This window comes from Methylomonas sp. PHL2-19, from assembly GCF_059331595.1.
The window spans coordinates 3,990,030-4,006,689 of record NZ_CP196839.1; the positions used below are offsets into that span (position 1 = coordinate 3,990,030).

The following is a 16,660-nucleotide window of genomic DNA, read 5'->3' on the forward strand; positions in this document are numbered from 1 at the left end:
TTATTTAATCAAGCACTTCCCGTGCCATCCTTGCGTCCTGATCGCGCCGCCCGGTCATCTTGCTCGGCCTGCTCGCGCTTTTGTTCGACTTTCATTTCTTCAATCAAAGCCAGCTCACTGACTTTTTGCAAACTTTTGGTACGTTGATGCGCCTCTTCCCAGCGCTTACGGGCCCGCTGCACCTCGCGCTCATGGTTGCTTACCGTCTGCTGCTGGCTTTCAATAGCCTGATCGAGCTTATCGGCAAAAGCCCTGAATTCCATCAACTGACTGATGTTGATCCCCGCCTGCTGTCTGACGGCGAACTTACCTAAATAATCCAAACGGTAACTTTGTAAATTTTCCAGCTGGGCCTGCTGCTCTTGGAGTTTTTGCTGACAGATACCCAAAGCCTGCAAAGCGTCATGTTCCTGACGCGCATGTAAGTCGATAATCACTTTCAGTCGCTGCGACTTTTTCATCAGCTCGCCAGCAATTGCGCTAACTCGCTCAGACTCCGGCTCAAGTCCACCGATTCGTCCATGCTTTGTTGTAGAAAATCCATGATCGCCGGATTTTTTTCTATCGCTTTGTCGATGCGCGGATCGGCTCCCGGCCGATAAGCACCGACGCTGATCAAATCCTTATTCTGTTGATAGATGGAATACAATCGCCGCAAATCGCGCGCCATTTGCAGATGTTCCGGTTCTATGATGTCCGGCATCACCCGGCTGATCGAGGCTTCAATATCGATTGCCGGATAGTGCCCGGACTCCGCCAACGAGCGCGACAGCACCACATGGCCGTCCAGTACACCCCGCGCCGCATCGGCAATCGGATCGTTAGTATCGTCGCCTTCCGCCAATACCGTATAAAACGCAGTAATCGAACCGCCGCCTTCATCGCCGTTTCCGGCACGCTCTACCAATTGTGGCAATTTCGCAAACACCGAGGGCGGATAGCCCTTGGTCGCCGGCGGTTCATCTATCGCCAAGGCGATTTCCCGGTACGCCTGAGCATATCGAGTCAAGGAGTCCATCAACAACAACACATCCAAACCCTGGTCGCGAAAATATTCGGCAATACTGGTCGCCAGCAAGGCGCCGTGCACCCGCATCAACGGCGAGTCGTCAGCCGGCGAGGCGACTACCACGGCTCTGCGCAAACCTTCTTCGCCAAGAATTTTCAACACAAATTCGTTGACCTCCCTGCCCCGCTCGCCGACCAATCCCACCACGACCACATCGGCATTGGTAAACTTGGTCATCATCCCCAACAACACGCTTTTGCCCACGCCGGTACCGGCAAATAAGCCCATGCGCTGTCCACGGCCGACGCTGAGAATGGCGTTGATCGCCCGCACACCGACATCCAACGCCTCGCGGATCGGTTTGCGGCTGAGCGGATTGATGGTAACGCCGGATAAAGAGACCTTGGCATCGGTATCCAGCGGCCCCTTACTATCCAAGGGCTTGCCGGCACCGTCTAGCACCCGGCCCAATAAACCAAAACCGACGCTGGCCAGACTGTTCTTGCCCATGGGAATGACACGGCAGCCTGGTTCCAGGCCGTGCGTATCGCCGGTCGGCATCAAAAATAAGCGGGATCCGCCAAAACCGACGACCTCAGCCGTGATGATCTTGCCGGATTTGGTAATTACTTGACACAATGAACCGATTGCCGCCCGGCAACCTTCCGCTTCCAGGGTTAAGCCCACCATCCGCGACAATTTGCCTTCGACCACCAATTCCAGCGGGTCCGCAGCCAATCTTTCCCGATACGGCTGCAAGCGCGCCAACCACAAGTCGGAACGGTCGGCACTGGGAATCATCGCCCAAAATCCTCGCGGCGCTCCCCGCCTAATACGGTGGCGATCACGGCGGCTACCCGGCTTTCGACGCTGGCATCGATTCTGGACATTTCAGTTTCAACGGTACAACCGCCACGACTCAACAAGGGGTTTTCATGTAAGCGCCAAGGCGGCATGTTTTCATCGAGTTTTAACGCGGTGCGGACCAAGGCCGCGTCTTCGGGGTGCAAGTTGACGGTGACCTTCTGAGATGCCAGCGGCAAGGCATTGATCGCCTCCCTGACTACGCCGACGATCTCGCCGGGCTCTAACTTCAACTCCCGGCGAATCAACTGACTGGCAATCGCGATGGTTAATTTCACCAACTCCTGCTCGACCGACTCGTCGAGTTGTTTGAAGGGCTCGCTGAGCGCCTCCAGTAAATTGGCGAACTCGGCCGCCTGCTTTTGCAGCAAATGCACGCTTTCTTCATAGCCTTGTTTGCGCCCAGCTTCAAAACCTTCCTTTTGCCCGTCCGCATAACCTTGCTGCTTACCTTGTTCGAAGGCTTCTGCGTAGGCCTGCTTTTGAATTTCTTCAATCTGTTCGGCGGTCAAAACCTGGGTTACTTCCTCCAATTCGACGGCTTCGGAACGCGGGTTGCTGAAATCCTGCAGATTGGTCCAGCGATCCAGAGCCTGTAATTCAGACTCGGAAAACTTATTGCCCTTAGACGAACTCATCGCCACCGCCACCGCCACCCAAAGCTATTTCACCCGCATCGGACAAGCGTTTGGCTATCGCCAGAATATCTTTTTGCGCGGCCTCCACTTCGCTTAAACGCGCAGGCGGTGCAGCTTCCAAGTCGTCACGCAACATTTCCGCCGCGCGCCTGGACATATTGGCAAACACTTTGTCGCGTAAACCGGTTTCCACGCCGCGCAGAGCCAACAGCAGCTGATCGGTGGACACTTCGCGCAACAGGGTTTGAATACCGCGATCATCGACATTGATCAAATCGCCGAACACAAACATTTTATCCTGGATACGTTGACCCAAATCGGCGTTGGCTTCGTTGATGTCTTGCATCATCGGATCGCTGATACCGCTTTCGATAAAGTTAAGGATATTGGCCGCTGCATCGATACCGCCGATTTGCGAGGATTTGACGCCGTCGCTGCCGGTCAACTGTTTCTCCATGATGTCGTCCAACTCGCGCAAAGCGGCGGGTTGCACGCCTTCCAGCGTGGCGATGCGCATCAAAATATCCGAGCGCATGTTTTGCGGCAATAAGGTCAGCACGTCGGCGGCCTGATCGGCATCCAGCAAGGACAAAATTATGGAAATGATTTGCGGATGTTCCAGACGAATCAAGTCGGCGATGGACCGAGTATCCATCCACTTCAGTTGTTCGATACCCTTGCTGTTGGCGCCCAACAAAATCCGGTCGATGATGCTGCCGGCTTTGTCCGCGCCCAGCGCGTTGGTCAGCATGTTGCGGATGTATTCGTCGGAGTCCAGACCCAGGCCGGTTTCGTTTTTGATTTCGATGATGAATTCTTCCAATACCTCATCAACCATGCCCGAGCTAATCGGTCCAAGCTGCGCCATGTTCGAACCGATCAATTGCACTTCTTTCGGTCCCATATGCCGCAATACCGAGGCTGCTCTATCCTGCCCCACTGCCAATAACAGCAGCGAAGCCCGTTGCGCATGCGTTAATTTCTCTTGCTCAGCCATCGTCTTTCAACCAGGTTTTGATCACTTGCGCGACCAATTTAGGATCTTCGTCAATCAGTTTTTGCACATATTCCAAACGTTTTTCGTAACTTTGCGGCGCTTCGAGTAACAATAAATCCTCCACGCCAGTGGTGATGGTGCGCACCTCGCCGGTTTCTTCATCCACCGACACCGCCACAGCCACCGGCTTGCCGGTCTCGTCGAAACGCACCACACCACCCGTCGCTTCCGCGATTGCTTTGGCTTGCTCAAGGGCTTCTAACTGTTCTTCCTTCGCCACCAAGGTGCGCAGGCCGGGACGCAATACCCCCATGATCAGCAACACCACCACAGCAACGGCGGCCAATTGTTTCAGCGCGCTGGCAAACCAGGGTTGTTGCCAGATGGGTTCGGAAGGGACTTCTTCCAGAGCATCGGGCAATCTAAACGCGACATTGGTGACCGTTACCTGATCGCCGCGGCTGTTATCATAACCCACTGCCTGTTTGACCAAGTCGCGAAGTTGATTCAGATCTTCTTGCGAGTAAGCTACTAAGGTCGCTTTACCGTCGGCTTGCACCACTTTTTTGTCGTCCACCACTACCGCCACCGACAAGCGTCTTAAGGCACCTGTGGCCAGTCTAGTATGAGTAATGGTTTTATCCAGTTCGTAATTACGAGTCGCGGTTTTGTTGGACGAGCCGGAACCGGATTCTGCGGCGGCTTGTTTTTCCTGGCCGCTAGCGACTTCAGGCGCGGTACCCGTGGGTGGGGGTTGATTGGATAAGGCGCCGGGCACACCTTGCACTTTGGATAAGGAGTTATTTTCTTCCTGAGTTTGCTCGCTACGCAGAGCAGGCAAATCCGGGTTAAACATTTCCTGGGTTTTTTCGGTGACGGTGAAATCGACGTCCGCAGAAATTTGCGCCCGCATGCCGTCGCCGCCTACCAGTGGCGTCAGGATGTTTTCGATCCGGCCACGTAGATGCTCTTCTATATTTTTCTTGTATTCGAACTGCTTGCTGGACAAGGACATGTCTTCGCCGCCTTCCTTGCTGTTCAACAAGCGGCCTTTCTGATCCACAACCGTCACCTGGCTGGCTTCCATCAATGGCACGCTGGAAGCGACCAAATGCACAATGGATTCGATTTGCTCCTTTTCCAGGGTGCGGCCTTGGTAGAGCTCTACGACCACCGAGGCGCTGGGCTTTTTGCGTTCCCGGACAAATACCGATTGCACCGGAATAGCCAGCAGCACTTTTGCGGATTTGACGTTTTGAATGGTTTGAATCGTCAGGGCAATTTCGCCTTCCAATGCGCGTTGAAAACGCATTTGCTCGACATTTTTGCTGGCGCCGAAGCCGTTGTCTTTATCCAGCAGTTCGTAGCCCAGGCTGGCGCTGCGCGGCAAGCCTTGCGCGGCCAGTTTCAATTTCAGCTCCCGGACATTATCGGCCGGCACCATGATCGCGCCGGAGCCGGTTTCGACCTTGTAATCGACATTTAACTTGCTCAGCGCATCGAGAATTTCCGCAGAATCTTTTTCCGCCACGCCGGAAAACAGTAAATCGTAAGACGGGGCCTGCGACCACAACACGACCGCCACGCCTATTGCCACGCTGAGCGCCAAACCCAGCATCAGACCCAGCTGGCGCACCATCGGCATTTTGCTCAGGCTTTTCAAAGCAGGGTGCATTTTGTCGGCGTTTGCCATACTTGATTGGGTATGGGCCTCCATCGGTAGATTTCTGTCTAGTTCGCTCATGGCTTATCTTCCGCTGCCTACATTGACATGCCCATCACGTCCTTATAAGCATCCACCAGTTTATTACGCACCTGGAGCATGGCCTGAAAGGAAACGCTGGCTTTTTGCGAGGCAATCATCACTTCCGCCAAGCTGACGTCGCTCTGACCCATCTCAAAGGATTTAGCCAAACCGCTGGCGGTTTGCTGAGTGTTATTCACTGCGTCGATGGATTGTTTCAACATGGCGGCAAAATCGCCGGAGGTGTCGCTAGGCTGTGGCTTGGCACCGGCCTCTATGGACATGGCCCGCATCTGGGCGAGCACTTGGTTAACATTCATATCTGACATGATAATGACTCTTTTAGGTTGCCTTGCTTAGCATAAGCATTTTTCAAGCCAAAATTTAACCTGGTACCATCACTCCCGCTTCTTTCATCCGCGCAATTTTGTAACGCAGAGTACGCGGACTGATCCCCAGCTTGGCGGCTGTGGTTTTCCGGCTACCGCTGACGTCGCGTAACATTTGCAAAATGATTTTTTCCTCAGCCGAACGCACGCCGTCGCCCAAGCTGCCGAGTTCGAAAGGGCTATTCTCGCCGTCGGTTTGCCGCGATTCTACGGCAAGACTTTGCACAGCAGCGGGCAAACTCGGCAAAACCAACATATCTTCCTCAAAAATCAGGTCGTCGGCGCCAATTTGATGCCGGCTTTGCAGGATCAAGGCCCGCTGCACCACGTTTTCCAACTCTCTGACATTACCCGGCCAACTGTATTCAGACAACTTGATCATGGCCGCCTCGTCAAAGCCGCCAACCGCTTTCCCAGACGGACTATGTTTGTGCAACAACTCCAGCGCCAACGGCAAAATGTCGCCCGTCCGTTCCCGGAGCGGCGGAATTTTGAGTGGAAATACGCTCAAGCGGAAATAAAGATCTTCGCGAAACCGGCCATCCTGCACATACTCTTTTAATTTGCGATTGGTAGTCGCCAAAATTCTGACGTTCAGCGCAATTTTGCGATGGCTACCCAGGCGTTCAACCTCTTTTTCCTGCAACACCCGCAGCAATTTGGCTTGCAGCGAAATATCCATCTCGGAAATCTCGTCCAGTAATAAGGTGCCGCCTTGCGCCAGCTCGAACTTGCCGGGCGCCGATTGAATAGCGCCGGTAAATGCGCCTTTTTCATAACCGAACAACATCGCTTCCAGCATGTTTTCCGGAATCGCCGCGCAATTAATAGCCTCGAACGGGCCGGCATGATAATGCGAGTTGCGATGAACGTAACGGGCCAGCACTTCCTTACCGGTACCGCTCTCGCCTTCCAGCAACATGGTCACGTCGGTTTTGGCAACTTTACTGGCCAAGGCATAAAGCTTTTTCATGCTCTCGTCAGCCACCACCCGCTCGTTAACCACAGGAGCTTGCCGCGTAATCAACGACGCCACCTTATCGACCAACATCCCGGCTTCGAACGGTTTGATCAGATAGTCGGCCGCACCGGATTGCATAGCTTCCACCGCTTTGGGAATGGTGCCGTAAGCCGTCATCAGCAACACAGGTAACTGTTCGAACTTTTGCTGAATATTCTGTAACAGCTGAAAACCGTCCATCACCGGCATTTGCACATCGCTGACCACCAGCCGGACCGGATGCTTGGCTAATTGGCTCAAAGCCTCGATACCGTGTTTAGCGGAGATGACCCGATAGCCTTCAATTTCCAAGGTATCGCATAGGGCCTCGCATAAAGCCATGTCGTCTTCGACGATAAGTACATCATACTGTTTCATCATTTTGCTCCATTTTGGCATGACCGACGGATAAGCCGAGGGTGTATTGACTGACACAGGGCAGACTCAAACTAAAACTCGTCCCCAGCCCCGGCGTCGAACGGCATATGACACTGCCGCCATGGGCGCGTGCCACACTGTCCACCACCGCCAACCCCAAGCCGGTGCCATTGGATTTGGTGGTGTAGAACGGTTCGAATAATTTAGTTTGCTGGGCTTGGGCTATACCGGGCCCATCATCCGTCACCTTGATGTCGATGCAGCCTAAATCGCTACGCCGGACCGTTAATGCAATGTTGCGCGCACCCGCCTCGGCCGCGTTATTGATTAAATTCAGTAGCGCTCCTCGCAGCGCATCCTCATTGCCAAGTAACTGATCGGTGCTGATGCGATTTTCAATGCTAAATTCGCAGGCAAAACTATCAGCCGCTTCGGCAAGATGCGCCAGTAGCCGCCGCAATGAAAAGCTTTGCATGGCCATTCGACCCTGTTTAGCAAAAATCAGCATGTCGTTCACTTGGCGCTCCAGGTGATGCAGGCGTTCTAAAATTTTCTCGGAGAACTGTTGGCGTTTTTCATCGCTTATCGCGGGTTTGCTCATTTGCGACGCATACAAAATCGCAGTCGCCAGCGGCGTGCGCACCTGATGCGCCAGACCGGCCACCATTTCGCCCATGGCGCTTAGCTGCTTATGCTGAGCCAGCGTGTCTTGTAAGGAACGCAATTCGCTGACATCCGATAACAAAATAATTTGCTCGTTATCGTTACCCAATGAACTATGAGTGATATTGACTTTACGTCCGTCTCGGAGCTGTCGTTCATGCGGCGATTCGAACACCGGTTGCAAACTGCGCGCAGCCACACTCGACCACAATTGGCCCAGCAAAGGTTCACCCAGAAAGTCCACGGAATGGACATTGCAATCGATGACTAAACCGTGCGAATTAAGCACAACCACTGCCGCCGGCAAGGCCGCCAGAATCTGTTGCAAGCGACTGGCGAGCTTTTCCTTCTCGATCAGCGTGTTTAGTCGCTCGCTACGCGCGGCCTGCAACTCGCGATTCAGCTTAGCTACTTGCTCTTCCAAACCTTGGTAAGAATGCGCCAGATTTTCTGAAAGTTCGTTAAATATCCGGAATGCATCGGTCAAGCGCTCGGTTTTTTGTTGTTGATGCAGCTCTAAAGTACCCATATTTAGTCGCCTAATTGATTGTCTAGACGCTAAAAGCAAAATTTAGACCATTTAAATTTACATTTAAAATCATCATCTTAAATGCACCCAGTCAAGTTTTTGACGACAAGAAGCCGGCTATTAGCTCCGGACTGGTGACGAGTTGGCTTTGCGACTATGCTATGTGCACACTTGAGCAACTCCCAATTTCGCTATGCGCAAACATCCGATGAAATCCCATCTCCCACTCAATAAATTACTGCTGATTCTCGCGCTCAGCCCCGTACAGATAAGCTTTGCCGATGACATCCAAGCCGGCAAGTTTTACGAAGAGGCGTTACAGTCCTACAGAAATCAGAACAACGCCGAAGCGATCATCCAGTTAAAGAATGCGCTGCAGCAAAATGAAAGATATGTTTCGGCTCACATGCTGCTTGGCGAAATTTACTTGCAACAGAAATCGTTGACGGAAGCAGAAGTCCAACTTGGCTTAGCCAAACAATTAGGCGCGGACCCATCTTTAATTGCGGAAAACCTGGCCAAGCTCTATACCTACCAAATCCGTTACAACGACCTATTGAAGGAAATCGATCCGGCGCAGTTCAATAGCGGTTTGCGTCCGGTTTTGCATGTTTACCGCGGTAACGCATACCTGCAACTCAATCTAATCAGCGAAGCGCTGAATGAATTCGACATTGCCTTGCAAATTGCTCCCAATCAGGTGAACGCCACAATCGGGCGCGCGAATGCCCTGTTAAAGCGTGGCGACATTAAAGGCGCCGATCAAGCTGCCGAGAAAGCCATACAAATCCAAGCCAGCGATGCCGGCGTTTGGTATACAAAAGGCTCGATCAAGCATGCCAACATGGAACTGGATGAAGCTTTAAAATTTTACGACAAAGCAATTGAGCTCAACCCCGATCACGTAGACACACGGCTTGCCAGAGCAGGCCTGTTAATGGACTTGAAGCAAGATGATCGGGCACGGCAAGATTTGGAATATGTGCGCCGGGCTTATCCATTTGAACCGAAAGCAGCCTATCTACATGCGGTTTTACTCGAACGCAATAACCAGAAAGAAGCGGCGACCAAAGAATTGGAAGTGGCGGCCGACATCATCACCGGCATCAAACCGGAATATTTATCGGCACATGGTCCGACTTTAATGCTCTCCGGCTTGGTTAACTACAGCCTGCAACGATACGACTTGGCAGCGGAGTATTTGCGTCTGTACGTTAAGCAATACCCGGAACAATCAGGCACGTATAAATTGTTGGCCACCATACTTTTACAAAAAAACGAACCCGAGCAAGCTATTGATCTGCTCCGCCCGGTGCAAATCCGCAATCCCCAGGATCAGCGTCTGGCATTTTTATTGGGAAGCGCTTTCATGCAGGCCGGCAAACACGATATGGCTAATAATATGTTTGGAAAAGCCGCTGCTTTAGGCAATGACAGTGGCAGCCTACAAGCCGAAATAGGCCTTAACCGATTAGCAATGGGCCAGGAACAGGCAGCAGTTCAAGACCTTGAAGTGGCATTCAAAAAAAATCCGGATGCGGTCAAGGCCGGTATTCCTCTCGTGGCACTTTACATGAGCCGTGGCGAACCGGAAAAAGCGTTGAAAACCGCACAAGCCCTGCATGAAAAAGCGTCGAAAAACTTTACACTACTAAATTTACTGGGGACCGCTCAAGTCAATACCGGGCAATATAAGCTGGCCCGGCAAAGTTTCGAGAAGGCGATTGAACTGAACCCCAATTTTCTCGACGCGCAAATCAACCTAAGTAAACTGGACGTCGGCGAGAACAAACTTGATCAAGCCAGACAGCGCCTGCAAACCTTGCAGCAGAATCATCCGGGGGACATAGATATTCTTATTGAGCTGGCCAAAGTCGAACAAAGTGCCGGACGCTATGAGCTAGCCAATGACTGGCTGGCAAAAGCGAAGATGATTGATCAAAAATCATTACCGACTCTTTTGGCTTTGGTTGAGTTGAATCTGAAGATGGGCAAAGCTGCTGAGGCTAATGCCGCCGCACAAGCAGCGGAAGTGATCGACAAGAACAACCCCCAGGTTATGGACGCCCTGGCTCGAAGTTACTTGGCTAATAACAATAAGGACAAAGCCTTAGGTGTATTTATCCGCATGGCTGACCAAGCCCGGTTTAATGTCAAACAACTTTACAAAGCTGCTCGTTATCAAATAGATGCAGGCGATTATTTTGAAGCCATAAAGACCTTGAAAAAAGCCGTTTTGGTCGACGAAAATCATATACCTTCGCAAATTGCCTTGGTGGAAATGGAACTGCTCCATGGGAAACCGGTATTCGCGTTGAGCCGCGCAGAAAGCCTGTTAAAACAATATCCCAAACGCGCCTTTCCCCACCGACTATTGGGAAACATCGCCGATCATGACAAAAACCTTAGTTTGGCCAACAGCCATTACCAAACAGCTTTCGAGCTGGAGCCGGATACAGCTTCATTGATGCTGCTTTATGAAAATTTGAAAAAAATCGATCAGCCGGACAAAGCCTACAATTTACTGGATCAGTGGGTCAAAAAGCATCCTCAAGACCAGCTACCGATGGCAGCCTTTGCAAACGAATTACTGAAAAGCGGAAAGTTTAAAGAGGCGGAAAAGTACTACGTCGAGCTATTGAAACAATTCCCCAACGAACCGCAGTTCCTGAACAACCTTGCTTATGTATATCTCAATAACGGCAACAGCAAAGCCTTGTCGATTGCCGAACAGGCCCATAAATTGGCTCCTGACCAACCGGCAACGAACGACACCTTGGGCTGGATTCTGGTTAACACGGGACAAATAGAACAGGGGCTTCATTACTTACGAAATGCACACTCACTACTCTCGCAAGATTCTGAGATACGCTACCATATCGCAGTTGCCCTCAATCAGTTGCAACGCCAGGAAGAGGCTAAGCAAGAATTACAAGAAGCGCTAAAAGGCGAAGCTATTTTCAATGGCCGCGAACAAGCCAAAGCACTGCTTGAAAAGCTGAGCAGATAGTCGATTTTTCAAAACATGTCGTAATTTTTTACACCATGCGTAATCGCCGACTTATTTTATTCACAAAAAAACAATTAACGCATTGTATTAGAATAATAATTTTTACTATGGCCCAATAAGTGCTCAGATATAAACAGACCGTAAAACTTTGTTCATGACCAATAGTACAATGGTTATTTCCAGGCCGACGAAGACAATACCGGAAGGTAAAATTTCAAAAATTGCGAGGACATTATGACCCTAAAACTCTTGGCTATAGCAACTCTGCTGCTGGCCCCGTGGTCGGTTAACGCCACCATATGGACTATAAACGGTACTAGTTCAGTGACACCGACGGGCATTCAAAGTATGGCTGCATACTCAGTTGGGACTACAAGCACTTCAACTTTTTCAGCAGCCACACTAGCTTGGTACGGTAGTGCTAACGGCCTGGGTGTATTAAGCGGCTCGGAGACGACAAATAGCTACCCAGACCATGCGGTTGATAACAACGGCAGAATCGAAGCGGTACTATTTCGGTTTGATGGCAGCACGATTTTAGACAAACTAACTGTCGGTTGGCCGGATACCACGGCCTACGACTCAGATATATCGGTTCTCAGATACAAAGGCACGGTACCGGCTACCGGTGCGCTTACTGGCGCAGCAGATATTTCCGGAAAAAGTATTTCCAGTCTTCTTAGCAACAGCTGGGAATTCGTAGGTAGTTACAATACCGTTGGCGACGTGGCTGAAGACATCAACCCAAACAGCCTGTCTTCAAGTCTTTGGCTGATTAGCGCGTACAGCAGCAGATGGGGTTCCGGCTTGGGAGACTCTAACGTCGACAACAGCAACGACTACTTCAAGCTCACCAAGCTTGAAGGCACATCAGGAACGCCAGGCGGTGGCGGCGGTGCCGGCAGCGTGCCGGAGCCAACCAGCCTGTTGTTGCTGGCTGGCGGCATGCTGGGCTGGAGAATGAATCGCAAAACTCAAGCCTTGGCCGCATAAGCGCACAGAAGCTCTAAATAAGAAACCGTCTTCCAGACCAAACTGGAAGACGGTTTTTTTATGCACCACGTTTTTTAATACATATTAAGGATATAAAGCAACCGTCTCTAAAGACAGATACTCGGGCAGCCCGAACATCAGATTCATATTTTGCACCGCCTGCCCCGACGCGCCTTTCACCAAGTTATCAATCACAGACAAAATCACTACCGTATCGCCACCTTGCGGTTGATGCACTGCAATTTGACAGCGATTACTGCCGCGCACGTTGCGAGTGTCGGCATGACTGCCGCTTGGCAACACATCGACAAATCTTTCATCGCGATACTTCTCTTCAAACAGATTTTGCAAATCCAGCTTTCGGTTTAATCGCGCATACAGCGTGGCGTGAATACCGCGTATCATCGGCGTCAGATGCGGCACGAAAGTTAAACCAACTGCCTGTTTGGCGACATTTTGCAAACCCTGCCTGATTTCCGGCAAATGTCTGTGCCCGGCGACTGCATAAGCCTTAAAACTCTCACCTGCCTCACTCATCAACGACGATATTTCCGCCTTGCGCCCGGCACCGCTGACGCCGGACTTCACATCGGCGATCAAATGCTGCTCATCAATCGCGCCGACCTCCAATAACGGCAAAAATCCCAATTGCACGGCAGTCGGATAGCACCCAGGGCATGCAATCAATCGCGCCTGCTTGATCTGCTCCCGATTGACTTCCGGCAAACCGTAGACCGCTTCGGCGATGAGATCCGGGCTCGCATGTTGCATGCCATACCATTTCTCCCATTCCTGCCGGTCTTTGATTCTGAAATCGGCGGATAAGTCGATGACTTTGATACCAAGTTCCATCAATGCCTGAGCCATCAGCATCGCAGTACCGTTTGGCGTTGCGAAAAACACCACATCGCAGTCTTTTAAATTACCCAGCTCCGGCAGGCTAAATGTCACATCACAGCAGCCCCGTAGACTCGGATACAAATGATCCACTCGCATTCCGGCATCCGCGCGCGAAGTCACCACACTCACTTCGACCTGGGGATGCAATACCAAAATTCTTAATAATTCGACGCCGGTATACCCGGTACCGCCGACAATGCCTGCACGTATCATGAATGCTCTCGTTGAAAAAATACTGTTAATCTAATGCGGCGCATATAATACGCCACTCTCCCCGCAAAGCTTAACACCATGCGCGCCATCGAGATTTATCGCTCCTCTGAGTTGACCGATTTAATCGTCGCCGATCAAGCTCTACCCTCACCCGCCCCACATCAAGTATTGATAAAAGTGGCCGCAGCCGGAGTAAACCGCCCGGACCTGATGCAACGCAAAGGCCTGTACCCTCCGCCACCCGGCGCATCCCCGGTTCTAGGCCTGGAAGTAGCGGGCACTATCGCTGAACTTGGCAGCCAAGTAAAACACCTCAATATTGGCGACCCTGTGTGCGCACTGCTGACCGGCGGCGGTTATGCGGAATATTGCCTGGCAAGCGCCTGTTGCTGCCTGCCAATACCGCAAGGCCTGAGTTTTATTCAGGCCTCCGCGTTACCGGAAACCTTTTTTACGGTCTGGAGCAACGTCTTCGACTACGCGAAACTGCAAGCCGGCGAAACGTTACTGGTGCATGGAGGCACCAGCGGCATCGGCACCACCGCCCTTCAGCTTGGCAAAGCATTTGGCGCGCAAGTGATTGTCACCGCAGGTAACGAAGATAAATGCCAGTATTGCGAAAAATTGGGCGCAGACCTTGCGATCGATTATCGGCAGCAGGACTTTGTCGAAGCCCTTATGCATCAGACAGATGGCAAAGGCGTTAATGTCGTTTTAGACATGATCGGCGGCGACTACTTACCCCGTAACTTGAAATGCCTGGCTATCGATGGCCGACTCCAGCAGATCGCCATCCAACACGGCGGTAAAAGCGAAATCAATCTGGCTTCCGTATTGATGAAACGGCTAACCATTGCCGGCACGACTTTGCGCCCCCGCAACGATGATTTCAAAGCTAAAATAGCCCAACAACTTTTTGCAAAGGTTTGGCCACTACTGGAATCCGGCCAAATCAAACCCATCATCGATTCGGTTTTTCCATTAGCTAAGGCCGCGCAAGCCCACGAGCGCATGGAAAGCAGCCAACATATCGGTAAAATAATTTTGGAGGTATAAGCATGCCCTACACCACACTGGTTTCCACAGACATTCTAGCTGCTAATTTGAACAATCCGGATTGGCGAATATTCGACTGCCGATTCTCGCTAGCTGAGGTGACAGCTGGGCATAAAGCCTATCGACAAGGTCATATTCCCGGCGCGCGCTATGCTGATTTAAATCAGGATTTGTCTTCGCCGGTGCAATCGTATACTGGTCGCCATCCATTGCCTGACTTTAACGTATTAGGTAAAAAGTTGGGCGATTGGGGCGTTAACAACCGCAGTCAAATCGTGGTGTACGACGATGCCGGTGGCGCGTTTGCCGGGCGGATGTGGTGGCTGCTGCGCACCATGGGCCATACTCAAGTCGCGGTGCTGGATGGCGGATTTACACGCTGGCAAAAGCAAGATTTTCCGGTCACTACCGTGCTTCCAAACATTACCGCCAGCCAATTCCGCGTCTATCTGGACAACAAACAATGGCTGGATGCCGATCAAGTGGCAAACGGTTTGGCGACACGAAAAATCACCTTGATAGATGCCAGGGCACCTGAACGCTTCCATGGCCGACAAGAGCCTATAGACCCAGTAGCCGGCCATGTACCCAAAGCGAGAAATAGGCCCTTGCAAACCAATCTGGACAAATCGGGATTATTTTTACCCGCCGATCAGCTACGCCAGCAATTTAGCGCACTAGTAGCTCCTTATCCAGCCGAGCAAGTAGTACATATGTGCGGATCGGGTGTGACCGCCTGCCATAACCTGTTAGCGATGGAAATTGCAGGACTGACTGGTTCAAAACTTTACGCCGGCTCATGGAGCGAATGGATTACCAACCGGAACAGAGCTGTCGCTAGAGATTGACCCCAGCATAAACCGAAACAGCGGTGCTGTATTTTCTGAACGATTAAAACTGTAAAGACGCTGAATATATTCAGCGTCTTAAAGGCAGGTTTATTGCTTAAGCATTAAGCCTGGAACGGATTTTCCAAGACTATGGTTTCGTTCCGATCCGGGCCGGTAGACAAGATCGTGACTTTTACACCGACCAGTTGTTCCAGCCTAGCAATATAGGCTTTGGCATTTTCCGGCAATTGCGCAAAATCAGTAACGCCAGCAGTCGTACCTGTCCAACCCGGCATTTCCTCGATCACGGCTTCACACGCCGCATATTGATCAGCACCTAGCGGGGCGGTCTCAGTCATTTCACCGTTAATCTTGTAAGCGGTGCAGATACCAATTTTATCCAGACCATCCAGCACGTCGAGCTTAGTCAGGCAGATACCGCTCAAGCTATTTAATTGCGCCGATTTACGCATGGACACCGCGTCGAACCAGCCGCAACGGCGTTTACGGCCCGTGGTGGCGCCAAACTCGTGGCCTTTCACGCCCAGATGCTCGCCGTAATGATCCAGCAATTCGGTGGGGAACGGGCCGTTACCGACGCGAGTGGAATAGGCTTTAGTAATACCCAACACATAATCCAGCGCCAAAGGCCCTACTCCAGTACCGGTAGCCGCACCGCCCGCCGTGGTATTGGATGAAGTGACGTAGGGATAAGTACCGTGGTCTATATCAAGAAGTGCGCCTTGCGCGCCTTCGAACAGCACGTTTTCGCCTTGGTTTTGATAGCTGTAGATAGCCTCGCCAACGTCGGTCAGCATCGGCTTGATGATCTCACCCAAACGCAAGGTATTTGCCAGTACCTCGTCATAATTAACCGGCTCGGCATGGTAATAATTAATCAACATGAAGTTGTGATATTCGACCAGCTCTTTTAAGCGAGCGGCGAATTCTTCGGTATTGCGCAAATCGCCGGCTCGCAAGCCGCGTCTGGCTACCTTGTCTTCATAGGCAGGCCCAATACCGCGGCCAGTCGTGCCGATGGCCTTGCTGCCTCTAGCCTTCTCACGAGCCTGATCGATAGCAACATGTATCGGTAAAATCAAGGCGCAGGCTTCGCTGATCTGCAACCTATGCCGGACCGGTACGCCGGATTTTTCCAAAATCTCGATTTCCTTCAATAACGCTTCCGGGCACAGCACGACGCCATTGCCTATCATGCATTGCACGCCTTCCCGCAATACACCGGACGGAATCAGATGCAATACGGTTTTTTCGCCGTTAATCACCAAGGTGTGACCGGCATTGTGGCCGCCTTGAAAGCGCACCACCGCAGCAGCTTGTTCGGTTAAAAGATCGACCAGCTTACCTTTACCTTCATCGCCCCATTGCGTGCCGATAACAACAACATTCTTTCCCATATTTCTAACCTTAAACTAGTGGTTTAACG

14 protein-coding genes are annotated in these 16,660 nt (G+C 51.6%); 4 read left to right on the forward strand and 10 right to left on the reverse strand.

Annotated elements, in window-relative coordinates; all coding sequences use genetic code 11:
• Nucleotides 1-8 precede the first annotated feature (8 nt).
• The 8 genes from fliJ to ACR02O_RS18390 are packed head-to-tail and all read right to left on the reverse strand — an operon-like array spanning nt 9 to nt 8,211.
• Nucleotides 9-461, reverse strand: coding sequence for a flagellar export protein FliJ (gene fliJ, locus ACR02O_RS18355; protein WP_101051562.1), 453 nt, complete (start codon nt 459-461; stop codon nt 9-11).
• Nucleotides 461-1,810, reverse strand: a complete 1,350-nt coding sequence (gene fliI, locus ACR02O_RS18360; RefSeq protein ID WP_033157338.1) for a flagellar protein export ATPase FliI — start codon at nt 1,808-1,810, stop codon at nt 461-463. Before fliI ends, fliJ begins: the two co-directional genes overlap by 1 nt.
• Nucleotides 1,807-2,511, reverse strand: coding sequence for a flagellar assembly protein FliH (locus tag ACR02O_RS18365; protein ID WP_319960583.1), 705 nt, complete (start codon nt 2,509-2,511; stop codon nt 1,807-1,809). Before ACR02O_RS18365 ends, fliI begins: the two co-directional genes overlap by 4 nt.
• Nucleotides 2,498-3,508, reverse strand: a complete 1,011-nt coding sequence (gene fliG, locus ACR02O_RS18370; RefSeq protein WP_033157336.1) for a flagellar motor switch protein FliG — start codon at nt 3,506-3,508, stop codon at nt 2,498-2,500. Before fliG ends, ACR02O_RS18365 begins: the two co-directional genes overlap by 14 nt.
• A complete protein-coding gene (fliF, locus tag ACR02O_RS18375) occupies nt 3,501-5,252 on the reverse strand; it encodes a flagellar basal-body MS-ring/collar protein FliF (protein ID WP_171694692.1) in 1,752 nt (583 codons plus the stop codon). Before fliF ends, fliG begins: the two co-directional genes overlap by 8 nt.
• Nucleotides 5,253-5,269: 17 nt before the next feature.
• Nucleotides 5,270-5,581, reverse strand: a complete 312-nt coding sequence (fliE, locus tag ACR02O_RS18380) for a flagellar hook-basal body complex protein FliE (RefSeq protein ID WP_033157335.1) — start codon at nt 5,579-5,581, stop codon at nt 5,270-5,272.
• Nucleotides 5,582-5,636: 55 nt separating this feature from the next.
• Nucleotides 5,637-7,019, reverse strand: a complete 1,383-nt coding sequence (locus tag ACR02O_RS18385; protein WP_425257011.1) for a sigma-54-dependent transcriptional regulator — start codon at nt 7,017-7,019, stop codon at nt 5,637-5,639.
• The gene (locus ACR02O_RS18390) at nt 7,006-8,211 is read right to left on the reverse strand and encodes a sensor histidine kinase (RefSeq protein ID WP_494522138.1); all 1,206 of its coding nucleotides are present in this window, start codon (nt 8,209-8,211) and stop codon (nt 7,006-7,008) included. The genes ACR02O_RS18385 and ACR02O_RS18390 overlap by 14 nt, the downstream gene beginning before the upstream one ends.
• Before the next feature lie 208 nt (nt 8,212-8,419).
• Here ACR02O_RS18390 and prsT point away from each other — a divergent pair, with 208 nt between their 5' ends.
• Both prsT and xdp1 read left to right on the forward strand, forming a co-directional pair.
• Nucleotides 8,420-11,221, forward strand: coding sequence for an XrtA/PEP-CTERM system TPR-repeat protein PrsT (prsT, locus tag ACR02O_RS18395; RefSeq protein WP_494522139.1), 2,802 nt, complete (start codon nt 8,420-8,422; stop codon nt 11,219-11,221).
• Nucleotides 11,222-11,455: 234 nt separating this feature from the next.
• The gene (gene xdp1, locus ACR02O_RS18400; protein WP_319960587.1) at nt 11,456-12,214 is read left to right on the forward strand and encodes an exosortase-dependent surface protein XDP1; all 759 of its coding nucleotides are present in this window, start codon (nt 11,456-11,458) and stop codon (nt 12,212-12,214) included.
• Nucleotides 12,215-12,298: 84 nt separating this feature from the next.
• Here xdp1 and argC read toward each other — a convergent pair whose 3' ends face one another.
• Nucleotides 12,299-13,327, reverse strand: coding sequence for an N-acetyl-gamma-glutamyl-phosphate reductase (gene argC / locus ACR02O_RS18405; RefSeq protein ID WP_494522140.1), 1,029 nt, complete (start codon nt 13,325-13,327; stop codon nt 12,299-12,301).
• A 78-nt stretch (nt 13,328-13,405) separates the two neighbouring features.
• Between argC and ACR02O_RS18410 the strand changes: the two genes are divergently transcribed.
• Complete coding sequence (locus tag ACR02O_RS18410; RefSeq protein WP_494522141.1) at nt 13,406-14,383, forward strand: NAD(P)H-quinone oxidoreductase; 978 nt, start codon at nt 13,406-13,408, stop codon at nt 14,381-14,383.
• Nucleotides 14,384-14,385: 2 nt separating this feature from the next.
• Nucleotides 14,386-15,231, forward strand: coding sequence for a sulfurtransferase (locus ACR02O_RS18415; RefSeq protein WP_494522142.1), 846 nt, complete (start codon nt 14,386-14,388; stop codon nt 15,229-15,231).
• 104 nt (nt 15,232-15,335) lie between these two features.
• On the opposite strand, the gene ACR02O_RS18420 is transcribed toward ACR02O_RS18415, so the two are convergent.
• Nucleotides 15,336-16,631, reverse strand: a complete 1,296-nt coding sequence (locus tag ACR02O_RS18420) for an adenylosuccinate synthase (RefSeq protein ID WP_458139312.1) — start codon at nt 16,629-16,631, stop codon at nt 15,336-15,338.
• Nucleotides 16,632-16,660 lie beyond the last annotated feature (29 nt).

What these genes read in the sequence shown, in the direction of transcription:
- fliJ (WP_101051562.1), bottom strand. Translation starts at nt 461, where the DNA reads ATGAAAAAGTCGCAGCGACTGAAAGTGATTATCGACTTACATGCGCGT.
- fliI (WP_033157338.1), bottom strand. Translation starts at nt 1,810, where the DNA reads ATGATTCCCAGTGCCGACCGTTCCGACTTGTGGTTGGCGCGCTTGCAG.
- ACR02O_RS18365 (WP_319960583.1), bottom strand. Translation starts at nt 2,511, where the DNA reads ATGAGTTCGTCTAAGGGCAATAAGTTTTCCGAGTCTGAATTACAGGCT.
- fliG (WP_033157336.1), bottom strand. Translation starts at nt 3,508, where the DNA reads ATGGCTGAGCAAGAGAAATTAACGCATGCGCAACGGGCTTCGCTGCTG.
- fliF (WP_171694692.1), bottom strand. Translation starts at nt 5,252, where the DNA reads ATGAGCGAACTAGACAGAAATCTACCGATGGAGGCCCATACCCAATCA.
- fliE (WP_033157335.1), bottom strand. Translation starts at nt 5,581, where the DNA reads ATGTCAGATATGAATGTTAACCAAGTGCTCGCCCAGATGCGGGCCATG.
- ACR02O_RS18385 (WP_425257011.1), bottom strand. Translation starts at nt 7,019, where the DNA reads ATGAAACAGTATGATGTACTTATCGTCGAAGACGACATGGCTTTATGC.
- ACR02O_RS18390 (WP_494522138.1), bottom strand. Translation starts at nt 8,211, where the DNA reads ATGGGTACTTTAGAGCTGCATCAACAACAAAAAACCGAGCGCTTGACC.
- prsT (WP_494522139.1), top strand. Translation starts at nt 8,420, where the DNA reads ATGAAATCCCATCTCCCACTCAATAAATTACTGCTGATTCTCGCGCTC.
- xdp1 (WP_319960587.1), top strand. Translation starts at nt 11,456, where the DNA reads ATGACCCTAAAACTCTTGGCTATAGCAACTCTGCTGCTGGCCCCGTGG.
- argC (WP_494522140.1), bottom strand. Translation starts at nt 13,327, where the DNA reads ATGATACGTGCAGGCATTGTCGGCGGTACCGGGTATACCGGCGTCGAA.
- ACR02O_RS18410 (WP_494522141.1), top strand. Translation starts at nt 13,406, where the DNA reads ATGCGCGCCATCGAGATTTATCGCTCCTCTGAGTTGACCGATTTAATC.
- ACR02O_RS18415 (WP_494522142.1), top strand. Translation starts at nt 14,386, where the DNA reads ATGCCCTACACCACACTGGTTTCCACAGACATTCTAGCTGCTAATTTG.
- ACR02O_RS18420 (WP_458139312.1), bottom strand. Translation starts at nt 16,631, where the DNA reads ATGGGAAAGAATGTTGTTGTTATCGGCACGCAATGGGGCGATGAAGGT.